Origin of the sequence: Pseudomonas sp. OTU5201, from assembly GCF_038440135.1 — a bacterium.
GTDB lineage: Bacteria > Pseudomonadota > Gammaproteobacteria > Pseudomonadales > Pseudomonadaceae > Metapseudomonas > Metapseudomonas resinovorans.
Genome location: NZ_JASATC010000075.1, coordinates 1 through 15,608, shown reverse-complemented (window position 1 = coordinate 15,608; position 15,608 = coordinate 1). Strand labels below are relative to the sequence as shown.

General features: G+C 59.2%; 12 protein-coding genes and 1 tRNA gene. All 13 read right to left on the bottom strand.

What is annotated here, in order from left to right:
• Nucleotides 1-48: 48 nt before the first annotated feature.
• Entirely contained in the window at nucleotides 49-2,169 is a 2,121-nt protein-coding gene (gene fusA / locus AAHM40_RS26640) for an elongation factor G (protein ID WP_280282998.1), read from the bottom strand.
• Between the two features lie 18 nt (nucleotides 2,170-2,187).
• Entirely contained in the window at nucleotides 2,188-2,658 is a 471-nt protein-coding gene (rpsG, locus tag AAHM40_RS26635) for a 30S ribosomal protein S7 (RefSeq protein ID WP_016490528.1), read from the bottom strand.
• 108 nt (nucleotides 2,659-2,766) lie between these two features.
• Entirely contained in the window at nucleotides 2,767-3,138 is a 372-nt protein-coding gene (gene rpsL, locus AAHM40_RS26630; protein WP_003448708.1) for a 30S ribosomal protein S12, read from the bottom strand.
• 161 nt (nucleotides 3,139-3,299) lie between these two features.
• Nucleotides 3,300-7,505: a DNA-directed RNA polymerase subunit beta' gene (gene rpoC / locus AAHM40_RS26625; protein ID WP_028630532.1), complete on the bottom strand. Its 4,206-nt coding sequence runs from the start codon at nucleotides 7,503-7,505 to the stop codon at nucleotides 3,300-3,302.
• A 67-nt stretch (nucleotides 7,506-7,572) separates the two neighbouring features.
• Nucleotides 7,573-11,646: a DNA-directed RNA polymerase subunit beta gene (gene rpoB, locus AAHM40_RS26620; RefSeq protein WP_342247379.1), complete on the bottom strand. Its 4,074-nt coding sequence runs from the start codon at nucleotides 11,644-11,646 to the stop codon at nucleotides 7,573-7,575.
• A 221-nt stretch (nucleotides 11,647-11,867) separates the two neighbouring features.
• Nucleotides 11,868-12,236 (bottom strand): 50S ribosomal protein L7/L12, encoded by a 369-nt coding sequence (gene rplL, locus AAHM40_RS26615; protein ID WP_028630534.1) that lies wholly within the window; start codon nucleotides 12,234-12,236, stop codon nucleotides 11,868-11,870.
• An 84-nt stretch (nucleotides 12,237-12,320) separates the two neighbouring features.
• Entirely contained in the window at nucleotides 12,321-12,821 is a 501-nt protein-coding gene (gene rplJ / locus AAHM40_RS26610; protein ID WP_016490524.1) for a 50S ribosomal protein L10, read from the bottom strand.
• A gap of 211 nt (nucleotides 12,822-13,032) precedes the next feature.
• Nucleotides 13,033-13,728: a 50S ribosomal protein L1 gene (rplA, locus tag AAHM40_RS26605; protein WP_280282993.1), complete on the bottom strand. Its 696-nt coding sequence runs from the start codon at nucleotides 13,726-13,728 to the stop codon at nucleotides 13,033-13,035.
• Nucleotides 13,728-14,159 carry a 50S ribosomal protein L11 gene (gene rplK, locus AAHM40_RS26600; RefSeq protein WP_280282992.1) on the bottom strand — a complete coding sequence of 144 codons (432 nt, stop codon included), beginning with the start codon at nucleotides 14,157-14,159 and terminating at the stop codon, nucleotides 13,728-13,730. Before rplK ends, rplA begins: the two co-directional genes overlap by 1 nt.
• Before the next feature lie 116 nt (nucleotides 14,160-14,275).
• Nucleotides 14,276-14,809: a transcription termination/antitermination protein NusG gene (gene nusG / locus AAHM40_RS26595; protein WP_028630537.1), complete on the bottom strand. Its 534-nt coding sequence runs from the start codon at nucleotides 14,807-14,809 to the stop codon at nucleotides 14,276-14,278.
• Between the two features lie 10 nt (nucleotides 14,810-14,819).
• Entirely contained in the window at nucleotides 14,820-15,188 is a 369-nt protein-coding gene (gene secE / locus AAHM40_RS26590) for a preprotein translocase subunit SecE (RefSeq protein ID WP_077525952.1), read from the bottom strand.
• 47 nt (nucleotides 15,189-15,235) lie between these two features.
• Nucleotides 15,236-15,311: transfer RNA gene (locus AAHM40_RS26585), tRNA-Trp, on the bottom strand.
• A gap of 53 nt (nucleotides 15,312-15,364) precedes the next feature.
• Nucleotides 15,365-15,608 (bottom strand): EF-Tu C-terminal domain-related protein (locus tag AAHM40_RS26580; protein ID WP_033985347.1); only part of this gene is annotated, 244 nt, incomplete at its 5' end.

Sequence of the window (15,608 nt, the reverse complement as noted above, 5' to 3'; positions counted from 1 at the left end):
AAATTTTTCTTTAGCCACGACAGTAAACCTCTTACTTAAAGGGCTGAATCAACCTTGTTTTTTAACCAGTGCTTCGACGACATTCGACGGAGCTTCGGCGTATTTGGAGAATTCCATGGAGTAGCTCGCGCGACCCTGGGACATGGAACGCACGTCGGTCGCATAACCGAACATCTCGCCCAGCGGAACCTCGGCACGGATCACCTTACCGGAAACGCTGTCTTCCATCCCCTGAATCAGACCACGACGACGGTTCAGGTCACCCATCACGTCACCCATGTAGTCCTCAGGAGTCACCACCTCTACCTTCATGATCGGCTCAAGCACCTTACCACCACCCTTCTGGGCCAGCTGCTTGGTTGCCATGGAGGCAGCGATCTTGAACGCCATTTCGTTGGAGTCAACGTCATGGTACGAACCGTCGAAGACGGAGGCCTTCAGGCCGAGCAGCGGATAGCCGGCAACAACGCCGTTCTTCATCTGCTCTTCGATGCCCTTCTGGATCGCCGGGATGTATTCCTTCGGAATCACACCACCCACGACTTCGTTGGTGAACACCAGACCTTCGGTGATGTTGCCCTTCTCGTCGACTTCAGCAGCCGAGAAGCGGATCCAGCAGTGACCGAACTGACCACGACCACCGGACTGACGAACGAATTTGCCTTCGATCTCGACATTGTCCTTGGTGATGGTTTCACGATAGGCCACTTGAGGCTTACCGATGTTGGCCTCAACGCCGAACTCGCGCTTCATGCGATCGACGATGATATCCAGGTGCAATTCACCCATACCGGAGATGATGGTCTGACCGGACTCTTCGTCGGTCTTGACGCGAAAGGACGGATCTTCCTGAGCCAGCTTGCCCAGAGCGATACCCATCTTCTCCTGGTCCGCCTTGGTCTTGGGCTCCACGGCGACGGAAATTACCGGCTCCGGGAAGTCCATGCGCTCAAGGATGATCGGCTTGTCGAGATCGCACAGGGTGTCACCCGTGGTGACGTCCTTCATGCCGATCAGCGCAGCGATGTCACCGGCACGGCATTCCTTGATCTCTTCACGCTGGTTGGCGTGCATCTGCACCATCCGACCCACGCGCTCCTTCTTACCCTTTACCGAGTTCAGTACGGAGTCGCCGGAAGCGAGGACGCCGGAATAAACACGAGCGAAGGTCAGAGTACCGACGAACGGGTCGGTCGCGATCTTGAACGCCAGAGCGGAGAACGGCTCGCTATCGTCTGCACGACGCTCGTCGACAATCTCCTCGTTATCCGGGTTGGTGCCCTGGATCGGCGGAATCTCGGTCGGAGCAGGCAGGAAGTCGATCACGGCGTCGAGAACCAGGGGCACGCCCTTGTTCTTGAAGGAAGAACCGCAAACAGCCGGAACGATTTCGCTGGCCAGAGTACGAGCACGCAGACCAGCCTTGATTTCTTCGGCGGTCAGCTCACCCTCTTCCAGGTACTTGTTCATCAGCTCTTCGTTGGCTTCGGCAGCCGCCTCAACCATGTTGGAGCGCCACTCTTCAGCCAGCCCCTGAAGCTCGGCCGGGATCTCCTCCTCGCGGTAGGTAGTACCCTTGTCGTCTTCGTTCCAGTAGATCGCCTTCATCTTGATCAGGTCGATCTGGCCCTGGAAGTCGTCTTCAGCGCCGATAGCCAGCTGAACCGGAACCGGAGTGTGGCCCAGACGGTTCTTGATCTGACCTACAACGCGCAGGAAGTTGGCGCCAGCACGGTCCATCTTGTTCACGTAGACGATGCGCGGCACGCCGTATTTGTTGGCTTGACGCCATACAGTCTCGGACTGCGGCTCAACGCCGGAGGTACCGCAGAAGACCACAACCGCACCGTCGAGCACGCGCAGCGAACGCTCTACTTCGATGGTGAAGTCAACGTGGCCGGGGGTGTCGATCACGTTGACACGGTAGTTGTCGAACTGACCACGAGAACCTTTCCAGAAGGTAGTTACAGCAGCGGAGGTAATGGTAATACCACGCTCCTGCTCCTGAACCATCCAGTCGGTAGTGGCGGCACCGTCGTGCACCTCACCCATTTTGTGGCTGAGACCTGTGTAGAACAGGATCCGCTCCGTAGTAGTGGTCTTACCGGCGTCTACGTGTGCGCAGATACCGATGTTACGGTAGCGGTTGATAGGGGTTGTACGAGCCACGAAAAAATCCTCGCTAGATTAGAAGCGATAATGCGAGAAGGCCTTGTTGGCCTCTGCCATGCGGTGCACATCTTCACGCTTCTTGACAGCAGCGCCTTTGCCATCGAAGGCATCCAGCAGCTCGCCCGCGAGACGCAGGGCCATGGATTTCTCGCCACGCTTGCGCGCGGACTCGACCAGCCAGCGCATGGCCAGGGCATTACGACGCGACGGACGAACTTCGACCGGAACCTGGTAAGTAGCACCGCCTACACGGCGGGACTTGACTTCGACCAGCGGAGCGATGGCGTCGAGAGCTTTCTCGAAGATCTCCAGGGGATCGCTGTTCTTGCGTGCTTTGACGGTATCCAGGGCACCGTAAACGATGCGCTCGGCTACAGCCTTCTTGCCGCTTTCCATCACGTGGTTCATGAACTTGGCGAGAATCAGGCTTCCGTATTTCGGATCGTCCAGAATCTCACGCTTGGCTGCTACACGACGTCTTGGCATTGATAAGCCCTCAAACGGTCTTCAGGTTAGCCCGGGACCATAACCATTCGGTTACGCCCGACCTTACTCTTATCGACTCAATGAATAAAAAAACTGTTAAACGCCGAATTATTTCGGACGCTTGGTACCGTACTTGGAACGACCCTGCTTACGGTCTTTAACGCCGGTGGTATCCAGCGAACCGCGCACGGTGTGGTAACGCACACCCGGAAGGTCTTTTACACGACCGCCACGGATCAGCACTACGCTGTGCTCTTGCAGGTTGTGACCTTCACCACCGATGTACGAAGTCACTTCGTAGCCGTTGGTCAGACGAACACGGCACACTTTACGCAGTGCAGAGTTCGGCTTCTTCGGCGTGGTGGTGTAGACGCGGGTGCAAACGCCGCGACGCTGCGGGCAGTTTTGCAGCGCAGGTACGTCGGATTTCTCGACGATACGGCTGCGCGGCTTACGCACCAGCTGGTTAATAGTTGCCATCTAATTGCTCCACTGTTGTCTTTCGACGCTATTGCCTTACAAAGAAAGCAAAATGACAGAGCCAAGCGCCCTGCCAAATTTAGGGGTGCATGAGTCTAAAGAGACTCATAGCCCCCGTCAAGGCAAAGCCCCCGACGGTAAAGACCGCCGGGGGTTTGCACTCAATTGCTGCTGGAGTTCAACGCTTCGGTGAGCGCCGCTTCCACTTCGCTAGCGCTGACGCGGAGCGGCTTGCCGGCTTCGCGCTGACGCTTGCGCTCACTGTGGTAGGCCAGACCGGTACCGGCCGGGATCAGACGACCCACCACCACGTTTTCCTTCAGGCCGCGCAGGTAGTCGCGCTTGCCGGTAACCGCCGCCTCGGTGAGGACGCGGGTGGTTTCCTGGAAGGACGCCGCAGAGATGAACGACTCGGTGGACAGCGAGGCCTTGGTGATACCCAGCAGAACGCGCTCGAACTTGGCGATGAAGCGATCTTCAGTCGCCAGACGCTCGTTCTCTTCCAGCACCTGGGTCAGTTCCATCTGGTCGCCCTTGATGAAACTGGAATCGCCGGACTCCGCGATCTCGACCTTCCGCAACATCTGACGCAGGATGGTCTCGATGTGCTTGTCGTTGATCTTCACGCCCTGCAAGCGGTACACGTCCTGAATCTCGTTGACGATGTACTTGGCCAGCGCGCTGACACCCAGCAAACGCAGGATATCGTGCGGGTTGCTCGGGCCGTCGGAGATAACTTCGCCGCGGTTTACCTGTTCGCCTTCGAACACGTTGAGGTGACGCCACTTCGGAATCAGCTCCTCGTACGGATCACTGCCATCGTTCGGGGTAATGACCAGACGGCGCTTGCCCTTGGTCTCCTTACCGAAGGAGATGGTGCCGCTGACTTCCGCCAGGATCGAAGGCTCTTTCGGACGGCGAGCTTCGAACAGGTCGGCCACGCGCGGCAGACCACCGGTGATGTCACGAGTCTTCGAGGTTTCCTGCGGGATACGGGCGATTACATCACCCACGCCCACCTGGGCACCGTCGGCCACACCCACCAGGGCGTTTGCCGGCAGGAAGTACTGTGCAGGCACATCAGTGCCAGGCAGCAGCAGCTCCTTGCCGTTGGCATCGACCAGCTTCACAGCCGGACGGATGTCCTTGCCAGCGGCCGGACGGTCCTTCGGATCAAGAACCTCGATGTTGGTCAGACCTGTCAGTTCGTCGGTCTGACGCTTGATGGTGATCCCCTCCTCCATACCGACGAAGGTCACAGTACCCTTCATTTCGGTCACGATCGGGTGGGTGTGCGGGTCCCACTTGGCGACGATTGCGCCCGGGTCGACTTTGTCGCCTTCCTTCACCGAAATCACAGCACCGTACGGCAGCTTGTAGCGCTCGCGCTCGCGACCGAAGTCGTCGGCCACGGCCAGCTCACCGGAACGGGACACTGCCACCAGGGCACCGTCCAGACGCTCGACATGCTTCAGGTTGTGCAGACGGATGGTGCCGCCATTTTTCACCTGGACGTTGTCAGCCGCGGAGGTCCGGCTAGCCGCACCACCGATGTGGAAGGTACGCATGGTCAGCTGGGTACCCGGCTCACCGATGGACTGGGCGGCAATTACGCCAACCGCTTCACCGATGTTCACCTGGTGACCACGAGCCAGATCACGACCGTAGCACTTGGCGCAGATGCCGTAGCGGGTTTCGCAGGTGATCGGCGAACGCACGATCACTTCGTCGACGCTCATGCGCTCGACAAACTCGACCCACTGCTCATCGATCAGGGTACCGGCAGGAACGATCACTTCGCCATCGTCGCTACCCGGCTTGAACACATCACGGGCGATAACACGACCCAGTACACGCTCACCCAAAGGCTCGACCACGTCGCCGCCTTCGATGTGCGGAGTCATCAGCAGGCCGTGCTCGGTACCGCAGTCGATCTCGGTCACTACCAGATCCTGGGCGACGTCAACGAGACGACGAGTCAGGTAACCGGAGTTCGCGGTCTTCAGGGCGGTATCCGCCAGACCCTTACGAGCACCGTGAGTGGAGATGAAGTATTGCAGTACGTTCAGGCCTTCACGGAAGTTCGCGGTGATGGGGGTCTCGATGATGGAGCCGTCCGGCTTGGCCATCAGACCACGCATACCGGCCAGCTGACGAATCTGGGCAGCCGAGCCCCGCGCACCGGAGTCCGCCATCATGTACATGGAGTTGAAGGACTCCTGGTCGACTTCCTTGCCCTCGCGGTCGATGACCTTCTCTTTCGAGAGGTTGGACATCATCGCCTTGGACACTTCGTCGTTGGCCTTGGACCAAAGGTCGATCACCTTGTTGTACTTCTCGCCCTGGGTTACCAGGCCGGAAGCGTACTGGGATTCGATCTCCTTCACTTCCTCGGTGGCGGCGTCGATGATGCGGGCCTTCTCGTCCGGAATGACGAAGTCGTTCACGCCGATCGAGACACCAGAAATGGTGGAGTAAGCGAAACCGGTGTACATCAACTGGTCAGCGAAGATGACGGTGTCCTTCAGACCAACCACACGGTAGCACTGGTTGATCAGCTTGGAGATCGCCTTCTTCTTCATCGGCTGGTTGACCACGTCGAAGGACAGGCCGGCCGGCACAACCTGGAACAGCAGCGCGCGACCAACAGTGGTGTCGACGATGCGAGTGTTCTTGGAGATGGAGCCGTCCTTTTCCTTCACAACTTCCTTGATCCGCACTTTCACGCGGGCGTGCAGGGACGCCTCGCCGGCGCGGAACACGCGGTCGACTTCCTGCAGGTCAGCGAACACGCGGCCTTCGCCCTTGGCGTTAACGGCTTCGCGGGTCATGTAGTACAGACCCAATACCACGTCCTGCGACGGCACGATGATCGGCTCGCCGTTGGCGGGGGACAGGATGTTGTTGGTGGACATCATCAGCGCGCGCGCTTCCAGCTGGGCCTCGAGGGTCAGCGGGACGTGAACGGCCATCTGGTCACCGTCGAAGTCGGCGTTGTACGCCGCGCAGACCAGCGGGTGCAGCTGGATCGCCTTGCCTTCGATGAGCACCGGCTCGAACGCCTGGATACCCAGACGGTGGAGGGTCGGTGCACGGTTCAGCAGTACGGGGTGTTCGCGGATGACTTCGGCGAGAACGTCCCAGACCTCGGGCAGTTCGCGCTCGACCATTTTCTTGGCCGCCTTGATGGTGGTGGCCATGCCGCGGGCTTCGAGCTTGCCGAAAATGAACGGCTTGAACAGCTCGAGGGCCATCTTCTTCGGCAGACCGCACTGGTGCAGTCGCAGGGTCGGACCCACGGTGATCACGGAACGACCGGAGTAGTCCACGCGCTTACCGAGCAGGTTTTGACGGAAGCGACCTTGCTTGCCCTTGATCATGTCGGCCAGGGACTTCAGCGGGCGCTTGTTCGAGCCGGTGATGGCACGGCCGCGACGGCCGTTGTCCAGGAGGGCGTCGACGGCTTCCTGCAGCATGCGCTTTTCGTTGCGCACGATGATGTCCGGAGCGGCCAGGTCGAGCAGGCGCTTCAGGCGGTTGTTGCGGTTGATGACGCGACGATACAGATCGTTCAGGTCGGAAGTCGCGAAACGGCCGCCATCCAGCGGAACCAGCGGACGCAGGTCCGGAGGCAGCACCGGCAGGACGGTCAGCACCATCCACTCGGGGTGGTTGCCGGAATCCTTGAAGGCTTCCATCAGCTTCAGGCGCTTGGACAGCTTCTTGATCTTGGTTTCCGAGTTGGTCTGCGGGATTTCCTCGCGCAGGCGGCCAATCTCGTGCTCCAGGTCGATCGCGTTGAGCAGCTCGCGAACGGCCTCGGCGCCCATGCGCGCGTCGAAGTCGTCACCGAATTCTTCGAGGGACTCGAAGTACTGCTCGTCGTTCAGCAGCTGGCCCTTTTCCAGGGTGGTCATGCCCGGATCGATCACCACGTAGCTCTCGAAATAGAGCACGCGCTCGATGTCACGCAGGGTCATGTCCAGCAGCAGGCCGATACGGGACGGCAGGGACTTCAGGAACCAGATGTGGGCGACCGGCGAAGCCAGCTCGATGTGGCCCATGCGCTCGCGGCGCACCTTGGCCAGCGCGACTTCCACGCCGCACTTCTCGCAGATCACACCACGGTGTTTCAGGCGCTTGTACTTACCGCACAGGCACTCATAGTCCTTCACCGGGCCGAAGATCTTGGCGCAGAACAGGCCATCGCGCTCCGGCTTGAAGGTACGGTAGTTGATGGTCTCCGGCTTCTTCACTTCACCGAAGGACCAGGAACGGATCATCTCGGGCGAGGCCAGACCAATACGGATGGCATCGAACTCTTCGATTTGACCCTGGTTTTTCAACAGATTCAGCAAGTCTTTCAAGGCCTTTCCTCCTCACGGACCCGCTACGACCGGCCTTGACCAGCCGTAGCGTTTTGGGCGTCGCGTGTTATTCGGTTTCCAGTTCGATGTCGATGCCGAGCGAACGGATCTCTTTGATCAACACGTTGAAGGACTCGGGCATGCCGGCCTCCATGCGGTGATCGCCGTCCACGATGTTCTTGTACATCTTGGTCCGGCCGTTCACGTCGTCCGACTTCACGGTCAGCATTTCCTGCAGGGTGTAGGCGGCGCCATAGGCTTCCAGTGCCCAGACCTCCATCTCCCCGAAACGCTGGCCACCGAACTGCGCCTTACCACCCAGCGGCTGCTGGGTAACCAGGCTGTAGGAGCCGGTGGAACGTGCGTGCATCTTGTCGTCGACCAGGTGGTTCAGCTTGAGCATGTACATGTAGCCGACAGTGGTCGGACGCTCGAACATGTTCCCGGTACGACCGTCGAACAAGCGCATCTGACCGCTCTCCGGCAGGTCGGCGAGCTTCAGCATGGCTTTGATCTCGCTTTCCTTGGCGCCGTCGAACACCGGGGTTGCCATTGGAACGCCAGCGCGCAGGTTCTTCGCCAGATCCAGGATTTCCTGGTCGCCCAGTTCGTCCAGGCTTTCCTGGCGGCCACCGATCTCGTTGTAGATCTCGTGGAGGAACTTGCGCAGTTCGGCAATCTTGCGCTGCTCTTCGAGCATGCGGTTGATCTTCTCGCCCAGGCCCTTGGCCGCGAGGCCCAGGTGGGTTTCGAGGATCTGACCGACGTTCATACGAGACGGTACGCCCAGCGGGTTCAGGACGATATCGACCGGGGTGCCATTGGCGTCGTGCGGCATGTCTTCGACCGGCATGATCACGGAGACCACACCCTTGTTACCGTGGCGGCCCGCCATCTTGTCGCCCGGCTGGATGCGGCGCTTGATGGCCAGGTAGACCTTGACGATCTTCAGCACGCCCGGAGCCAGGTCGTCGCCCTGCTGCAGCTTGCGCTTCTTGTCTTCGAACTTGTCGTCCAGCATCTGGCGACGATCAGACAGATAGGCCTGGGCCTTTTCCAGCTGCTCGTTCAGGGCGTCTTCGGACATGCGCAGCTTGAACCACTGGCCGCGCTCGAGACCATCGAGGTACTCGTGGGTGATCTCGGTGCCTTTCTTCACGCCCGCGCCGCCTTCAGCGACCTGGCCAACCAGGGCAGAACGCAGACGCTCGAAGGTCGCACCTTCGACGATGCGGAACTCTTCGTTGAGATCCTTGCGGATCTCGTCCAGCTGCATCTTCTCGATGGCCAGGGCGCGGCTATCGCGCTCCACGCCGTCGCGGGTGAAGACCTGGACGTCGATGACAGTGCCCTTGGTGCCGGTCGGCACGCGCAGGGAGGTGTCCTTCACGTCGGAAGCCTTCTCGCCGAAGATCGCGCGCAGCAGCTTCTCTTCCGGAGTCAGCTGGGTCTCGCCCTTCGGGGTGACCTTGCCGACCAGAATGTCGCCAGCCTGCACTTCGGCGCCAACGTAGACGATGCCCGCTTCGTCCAGCTTGTTCAGCGCGGCCTCACCCACGTTCGGGATGTCCGCGGTGATTTCTTCTGGGCCGAGCTTGGTGTCACGCGCCACACAGGTCAGTTCCTGGATGTGGATCGTGGTGAAGCGGTCTTCCTGGACCACGCGCTCGGACAGGCAGATGGAGTCTTCGAAGTTGAAGCCGTTCCAGGGCATGAACGCGACGCGCATGTTCTGGCCCAGGGCCAGCTCGCCCATGTCGGTGGACGGACCATCGGCCAGGATGTCGGCGCGAGCGACCACGTCACCCTTCTGCACCAGCGGACGCTGGTTGATGCAGGTGTTCTGGTTGGAACGGGTGTATTTGGTCAGGTTGTAGATGTCGACGCCGGCTTCGCCGGTTTCAACTTCGTCGTCATTGACGCGAACTACGATTCGACTGGCATCGACGGAGTCGATCACGCCGCCACGGCGAGCCACGACGCAAACGCCGGAGTCGCGAGCTACGTTGCGCTCCATGCCGGTACCGACCAGGGGCTTGTCGGCACGCAGGGTCGGCACGGCCTGACGCTGCATGTTCGAACCCATGAGCGCTCGGTTGGCGTCGTCGTGCTCTAGGAACGGAATCAGCGAGGCAGCGACGGAAACGACCTGCTTCGGCGAAACGTCCATCAGGGTCACGTCTTCAGGCGCCTTGACGGTGAATTCGTTCAGGTGACGCACGGCCACCAGCTCGTCGACCAACTGACCTTTCTCGTTCATCGTTGCCGATGCCTGGGCGATAACGTGGTCAGCCTCTTCGATGGCGGAGAGGAAAACGATTTCGTCAGTCACCTGGGTGCCTTTCACCACACGGTACGGGCTTTCCAGGAAGCCGTACTGGTTGGTGCGGGCGTAGGTCGCCAGGGAGTTGATCAGACCGATGTTCGGGCCCTCAGGCGTTTCGATCGGGCACACACGACCGTAATGAGTCGGGTGTACGTCGCGAACTTCGAAGCCTGCACGCTCACGAGTCAGACCGCCTGGGCCGAGAGCAGAAACGCGGCGCTTGTGGGTAATCTCGGAAAGCGGGTTGTTCTGGTCCATGAACTGCGAAAGCTGACTGGAACCGAAGAACTCCTTGATCGCGGCCGCCACAGGCTTGGCGTTGATCAGGTCCTGCGGCATCAAGCCTTCGCTTTCGGCCATGGACAGACGCTCCTTGACCGCGCGCTCTACACGCACCAGGCCAACACGGAACTGGTTCTCGGCCATCTCGCCAACGCAACGGACACGACGGTTACCGAGGTGGTCGATGTCGTCGACGATGCCTTTGCCGTTACGGATGTCGACCAGAGTCTTGAGGACATCGACGATGTCTTCCTTGCTCAACACGCCAGAGCCTTCGATCTCGGAACGACCGATGCGGCGGTTGAACTTCATGCGACCAACGGCAGAAAGGTCGTAACGCTCGGCGCTGAAGAACAGGTTGTTGAACAGGGTCTCAGCGGCTTCCTTAGTCGGCGGCTCGCCAGGGCGCATCATGCGGTAGATCTCGACCAGGGCTTCCAGCTGGTTGCCGGTGGAATCGATCTTCAGGGTGTCTGAAATGAACGGACCGCAGTCGATGTCGTTGGTGTACAGGGTCTCGATGCGAACGACCTGGGCCTTGGCAATCTTCACCAGCAGGTCAGTGGTCAGCTCGGTATTACACTCGGCAATGATCTCGCCGGTCGCCGGATGCACGATGGCCTTAGCCGAGGTGCGGCCAAGGACGTAGTCCATCGGGACTTCCAGTTCCTTGATACCTGCTTTTTCCAGCTGATTGATGTGGCGGGCAGTGATACGACGGCCCTGCTCTACGATCACCTTGCCGTTCTGGTCCTTGATGTCGAACACGGCGATCTCGCCGCGCAGACGTTGCGGTACCAGCTCCAGGTGCAGGCCTTCGCCCTTCACGTGGAAGACGTTGGTCGCGTAGAAGGCGTTCAGCACTTCTTCGGTGGTGTAGTTCAGTGCGCGCAGCAGGACAGTAGCCGGCAGTTTGCGGCGACGGTCGATACGCACGAACACGCAGTCCTTCGGATCGAACTCGAAGTCCAACCAGGAACCGCGGTAAGGAATGATGCGAGCAGAGTACAGCAGCTTGCCCGAGCTGTGCGTCTTGCCACGGTCATGATCGAAGAACACGCCCGGGGAGCGGTGCAGCTGGGACACGATGACGCGTTCGGTACCGTTGATGATGAAGGTACCGTTCTCGGTCATCAGGGGGATTTCCCCCATGTAGACTTCTTGCTCCTTGATGTCCTTGATCGCTTTGTTCGACGACTCTTTGTCGAAGATGATCAGACGGACTTTTACCCGCAGCGGCACGGCGAACGTCACGCCACGCAGCACGCATTCCTTGACATCGAAGGCCGGCTCGCCCAGGCGATAACCGACGTATTCCAGGGCGGCATTGCCGGAATAGCTGATGATCGGGAAAACAGACTTGAAGGCCGCGTGCAGACCGATGTCACGGAACTGCTCTTTGCTGACTCCCGCCTGCAGGAATTCGCGATACGAATCCAGCTGGATGGCCAGGAGGTAGGGTACATCCATGACGTCCGGCAACTTGCTAAAGTCTTTGCGGATACGTTTTTTCTCAGTGTATGAGTAAGCCATCAGCGTTCCCCAGCTTGGTCACCTGCTTGTTTGGCCCCTCCGACGGGAGTAGCCAGAAAATCTTGCAGACCCCTTGGTCTGCTCCGCCTCCCACTGGAGGTCGGGTCACGTTCCGGGTAGCGTACGGAGACAACCACCTAGAACGGAAAAAGGCCGGTGGCATAAGCCACCAGCCGTCAGCCTTGCGCGGAGCGCACCGGCTGTTGACGCAAGGTCGTCGCTTACTTGAGCTCGACTTTGGCGCCAGCTTCTTCCAGAGCTTTCTTGGCAGCTTCGGCCTCTTCCTTGGAAGCGCCTTCCTTGACCACGCCCGGGGCGCCGTCAACAACTGCCTTGGCTTCTTTCAGACCCAGACCGGTCAGTTCGCGAACGACTTTGATGACGTTCACTTTCTTCTCGCCGGCTTCGGTCAGGATGATGTTGAACTCGGTTTGTTCTTCAACAACAGCAGCGGCAGCAGCCGGGCCAGCAGCAACGGCAGCAGCAGCGGTAACACCGAACTTCTCTTCCATCGCTTTGATCAGTTCAACGATCTGCATGACGGACATTTCGGATACGGCGTTGATGATGTCTTCGTTGGTCAGAGCCATGACTCTAATTCCTGTATTGGTGGACAGCCTTCGCGGCCATCAAAAATTGAACAAAGTAGCGTGAAAGGGACTATGCGGCCTGGATCAGGCAGCAGCGCCTTCTTTCTGGTCGCGAATTGCCGCCAGAGTACGAGCCAGCTTGCTGGTAGCGCCTTGGATAACGCTCATCAGCTGCGCAACGGCTTCGTTGTAGGTCGGCAGGGTCGCCAGTACGTCGATCTGATTGGCTGCGAGGAACTGGCCCTCGAATGCAGCGGCCTTGATCTCGAACTTGTCCTGACCCTTGGCGAATTCCTTGAAGATACGAGCAGCAGCGCCCGGATGTTCGTTGGAGAACGCAATCAGGGTCGGGCCTTTGAACACGTCGTTGAGCACTTCGAACTGAGTGCCGGCAACGGCGCGACGAGCCAGAGTGTTACGCACGACACGTACGTACACGCCAGCCTCGCGGGCCTCTTTACGGAGTCCGGTCATAGCGGCTACGGTCACGCCACGGGCATCAGCCACGACAGCGGACAGGCCAGCTTTGGCAGCCTCGTTGACTTCAGCGACGATGGCCTTCTTGTCTTCGAGTTTAATTGCCACGGGTCTAACTCCTGGATGTTACCGTTTCGTCCGGCCGAGGCCGGGCGGCGTTTTGGTGTCTGATTCGGCAACCGAATCGGGAGCACCATCTGCGTAGGCTCGGGAATCGATTCCCGGTTTGAGGCTTGCGCCGCCTACGGTCTTGGATAGCCCCCGCCAGGCAGGGACCCCAATACCTGCGCAGCGGGCAGGCCCGCTGCGACTTTATTTCTTAGGCTTCCAGCGAAGCCTGGTCGATCTGCAGACCCGGGCCCATGGTGCTGCTCAGGGTCACGCGCTGGACGTAGACGCCTTTCGAGGTCGACGGCTTCAGACGCTTCAGATCAACCAGCAAGGCTTCCACGTTCTGCTTCAGCTTGACCGGCTCGAAGTCGACCTTACCTACAGAAGCGTGAATGATGCCGTTCTTGTCAGTACGGAAACGCACCTGACCAGCCTTGGCATTCTTGACAGCGGTAGCCACGTCAGGAGTCACGGTACCGACCTTCGGGTTCGGCATCAGGCCGCGCGGACCGAGGATCTGACCCAGCTGACCGACGACACGCATTGCGTCCGGGGAGGCAATGACCACGTCGTAGCTCAGGTCGCCGCCCTTCATCTCGGCAGCCAGCTCGTCCATGCCAACGCGGTCGGCGCCGGCAGCCAGTGCGGCTTCGGCAGCAGGACCCTGAGTGAACACGGCAACGCGAACGCTCTTACCGGTACCATTCGGCAGAACGGTGGCACCACGAACGACCTGGTCGGATTTACGCGGATCGACGCCCAGATTGATGGCGATATCCACGGACTCCTTGAACTTGGAGGTAGCCAGTTCAGCCAGCAGTTTGGCGGCGTCTTCGAAAGCGTACTGCTTGCCAGCTTCTACTTTCTCGGCAATTGCCTTTTGGCGCTTGGTCAGCTTAGCCATTACACACCCTCCACGTTCAGGCCCATGCTACGAGCGGAGCCGGCGATGCTACGCACGGCCGCATCCAGGTCAGCTGCAGTCAGATCAGCCTTCTTGGCTTTTGCGATCTCTTCCAGCTGAGCACGGGTAACGGTGCCTACCTTCTGGGTGTTCGGACGCGGGGAACCGCTGGCGATGCCGGCTGCTTTCTTCAGCAGCACGGAAGCCGGGGTGCTCTTGGTCTCGAAAGTGAAGCTGCGGTCGCTGTATACGGTGATGATCACAGGAGTCGGCAGACCCGGCTCGAGGCCCTGAGTCCTGGCGTTGAACGCCTTGCAGAATTCCATGATGTTCACGCCGTGCTGACCCAGCGCCGGACCGACGGGCGGCGACGGGTTGGCCTGACCGGCCTTCACTTGCAGCTTGATATAAGCTTGAATCTTCTTAGCCATGTATAACTCCAGTTACGGGTTCTAGCGCCTAAAGGCTCCCCGATTGCTTTCGCGTTTATCCCAATGACGACAAAACCCCGCAACCTAGGGCTGCGGGGTTGGGATGCCATTGTCAGTTAAGCCTTCTCGACCTGACTGAACTCCAACTCTACCGGGGTAGAGCGACCGAAAATGAGCACGGCCACCTGGATCCGACTCTTTTCGTAGTTAACTTCCTCAACAACGCCGTTGAAGTCAGCAAACGGACCGTCAATGACGCGAACTGTCTCGCCCGGCTCAAACAGAGTCTTCGGCTTCGGCTTGTCACCACTATCAGCAACACGCCGCAGGATAGCCTCAGCCTCCTTCTCAGTGATGGGAGCCGGCTTATCGGCAGTACCACCAATGAAGCCCATGACACGTGGCGTATCCTTGATCAGATGCCAAGTCGCCTCGTTCATTTCCATCTGGACTAGAACATAACCGGGGAAGAACTTACGCTCGCTCTTGCGCTTCTGGCCATTACGCATCTCCACCACTTCTTCAGTGGGGACCAGAATCTCGCCGAACTCGTCTTCCATGCCAGCCAGCTTGACGCGCTCAATCAGCGAGCGCATGACATGCTTCTCGTAACCCGAGTAAGCATGCACAACGTACCAACGCTTAGCCACGGCGCACCTATTAACCAACAATCAACGAAACAAGCCAGCCGAGCAGGGTATCAAGCCCCCACAACAGCAGCGCCATTACCAGCACGACAGCCACAACAATCAGAGTGGTCTGGGTGGTTTCCTGACGGGTCGGCCAAACAACCTTGCGAATTTCCGCGCGAGCTTCCTTGGCGAGAACAAAGAAAGCCTGACCCTTAGCGGTCTGCAGAGCCACAACAGCAGCAACAGCAGCAAGAGCAAGAAGCGCGAGAACGCGGTACAGGATCGGCTCAGCAGAAAAATACTGATTACCGACCACACCAACAGCAACAAGAGCCACCACAACAACCCACTTCAGAACGTCGAAGCGTGCTTCTTTGGCTTCAGCCTTGGCATTCATCAGCTAGGATCCTGTGAGAGAAATGCCAGATTCTCATTCTTGGAATCTGGCAGGCCAGGAGGGAATCGAACCCCCAACCTGCGGTTTTGGAGACCGCCGCTCTGCCAATTGAGCTACTGGCCTGTAACAAAGTCAGGCCGACCATTATGCCGGCCTGACACACCAAGATCAAGTCGTTATTCGATGATCTTGGCCACAACACCGGCGCCTACGGTACGACCGCCTTCGCGGATCGCGAAGCGCAGGCCGTCTTCCATGGCAATCGGAGCGATCAGGGTGACAACCATCTTGATGTTGTCGCCCGGCATTACCATCTCTACGCCTTCCGGCAGCTCGCAGTTACCGGTCACGTCAGTGGTACGGAAGTAGAACTGCGGACGGTAGCCCTTGAAGAACGGGGTGTGACGACCACCTTCTTCT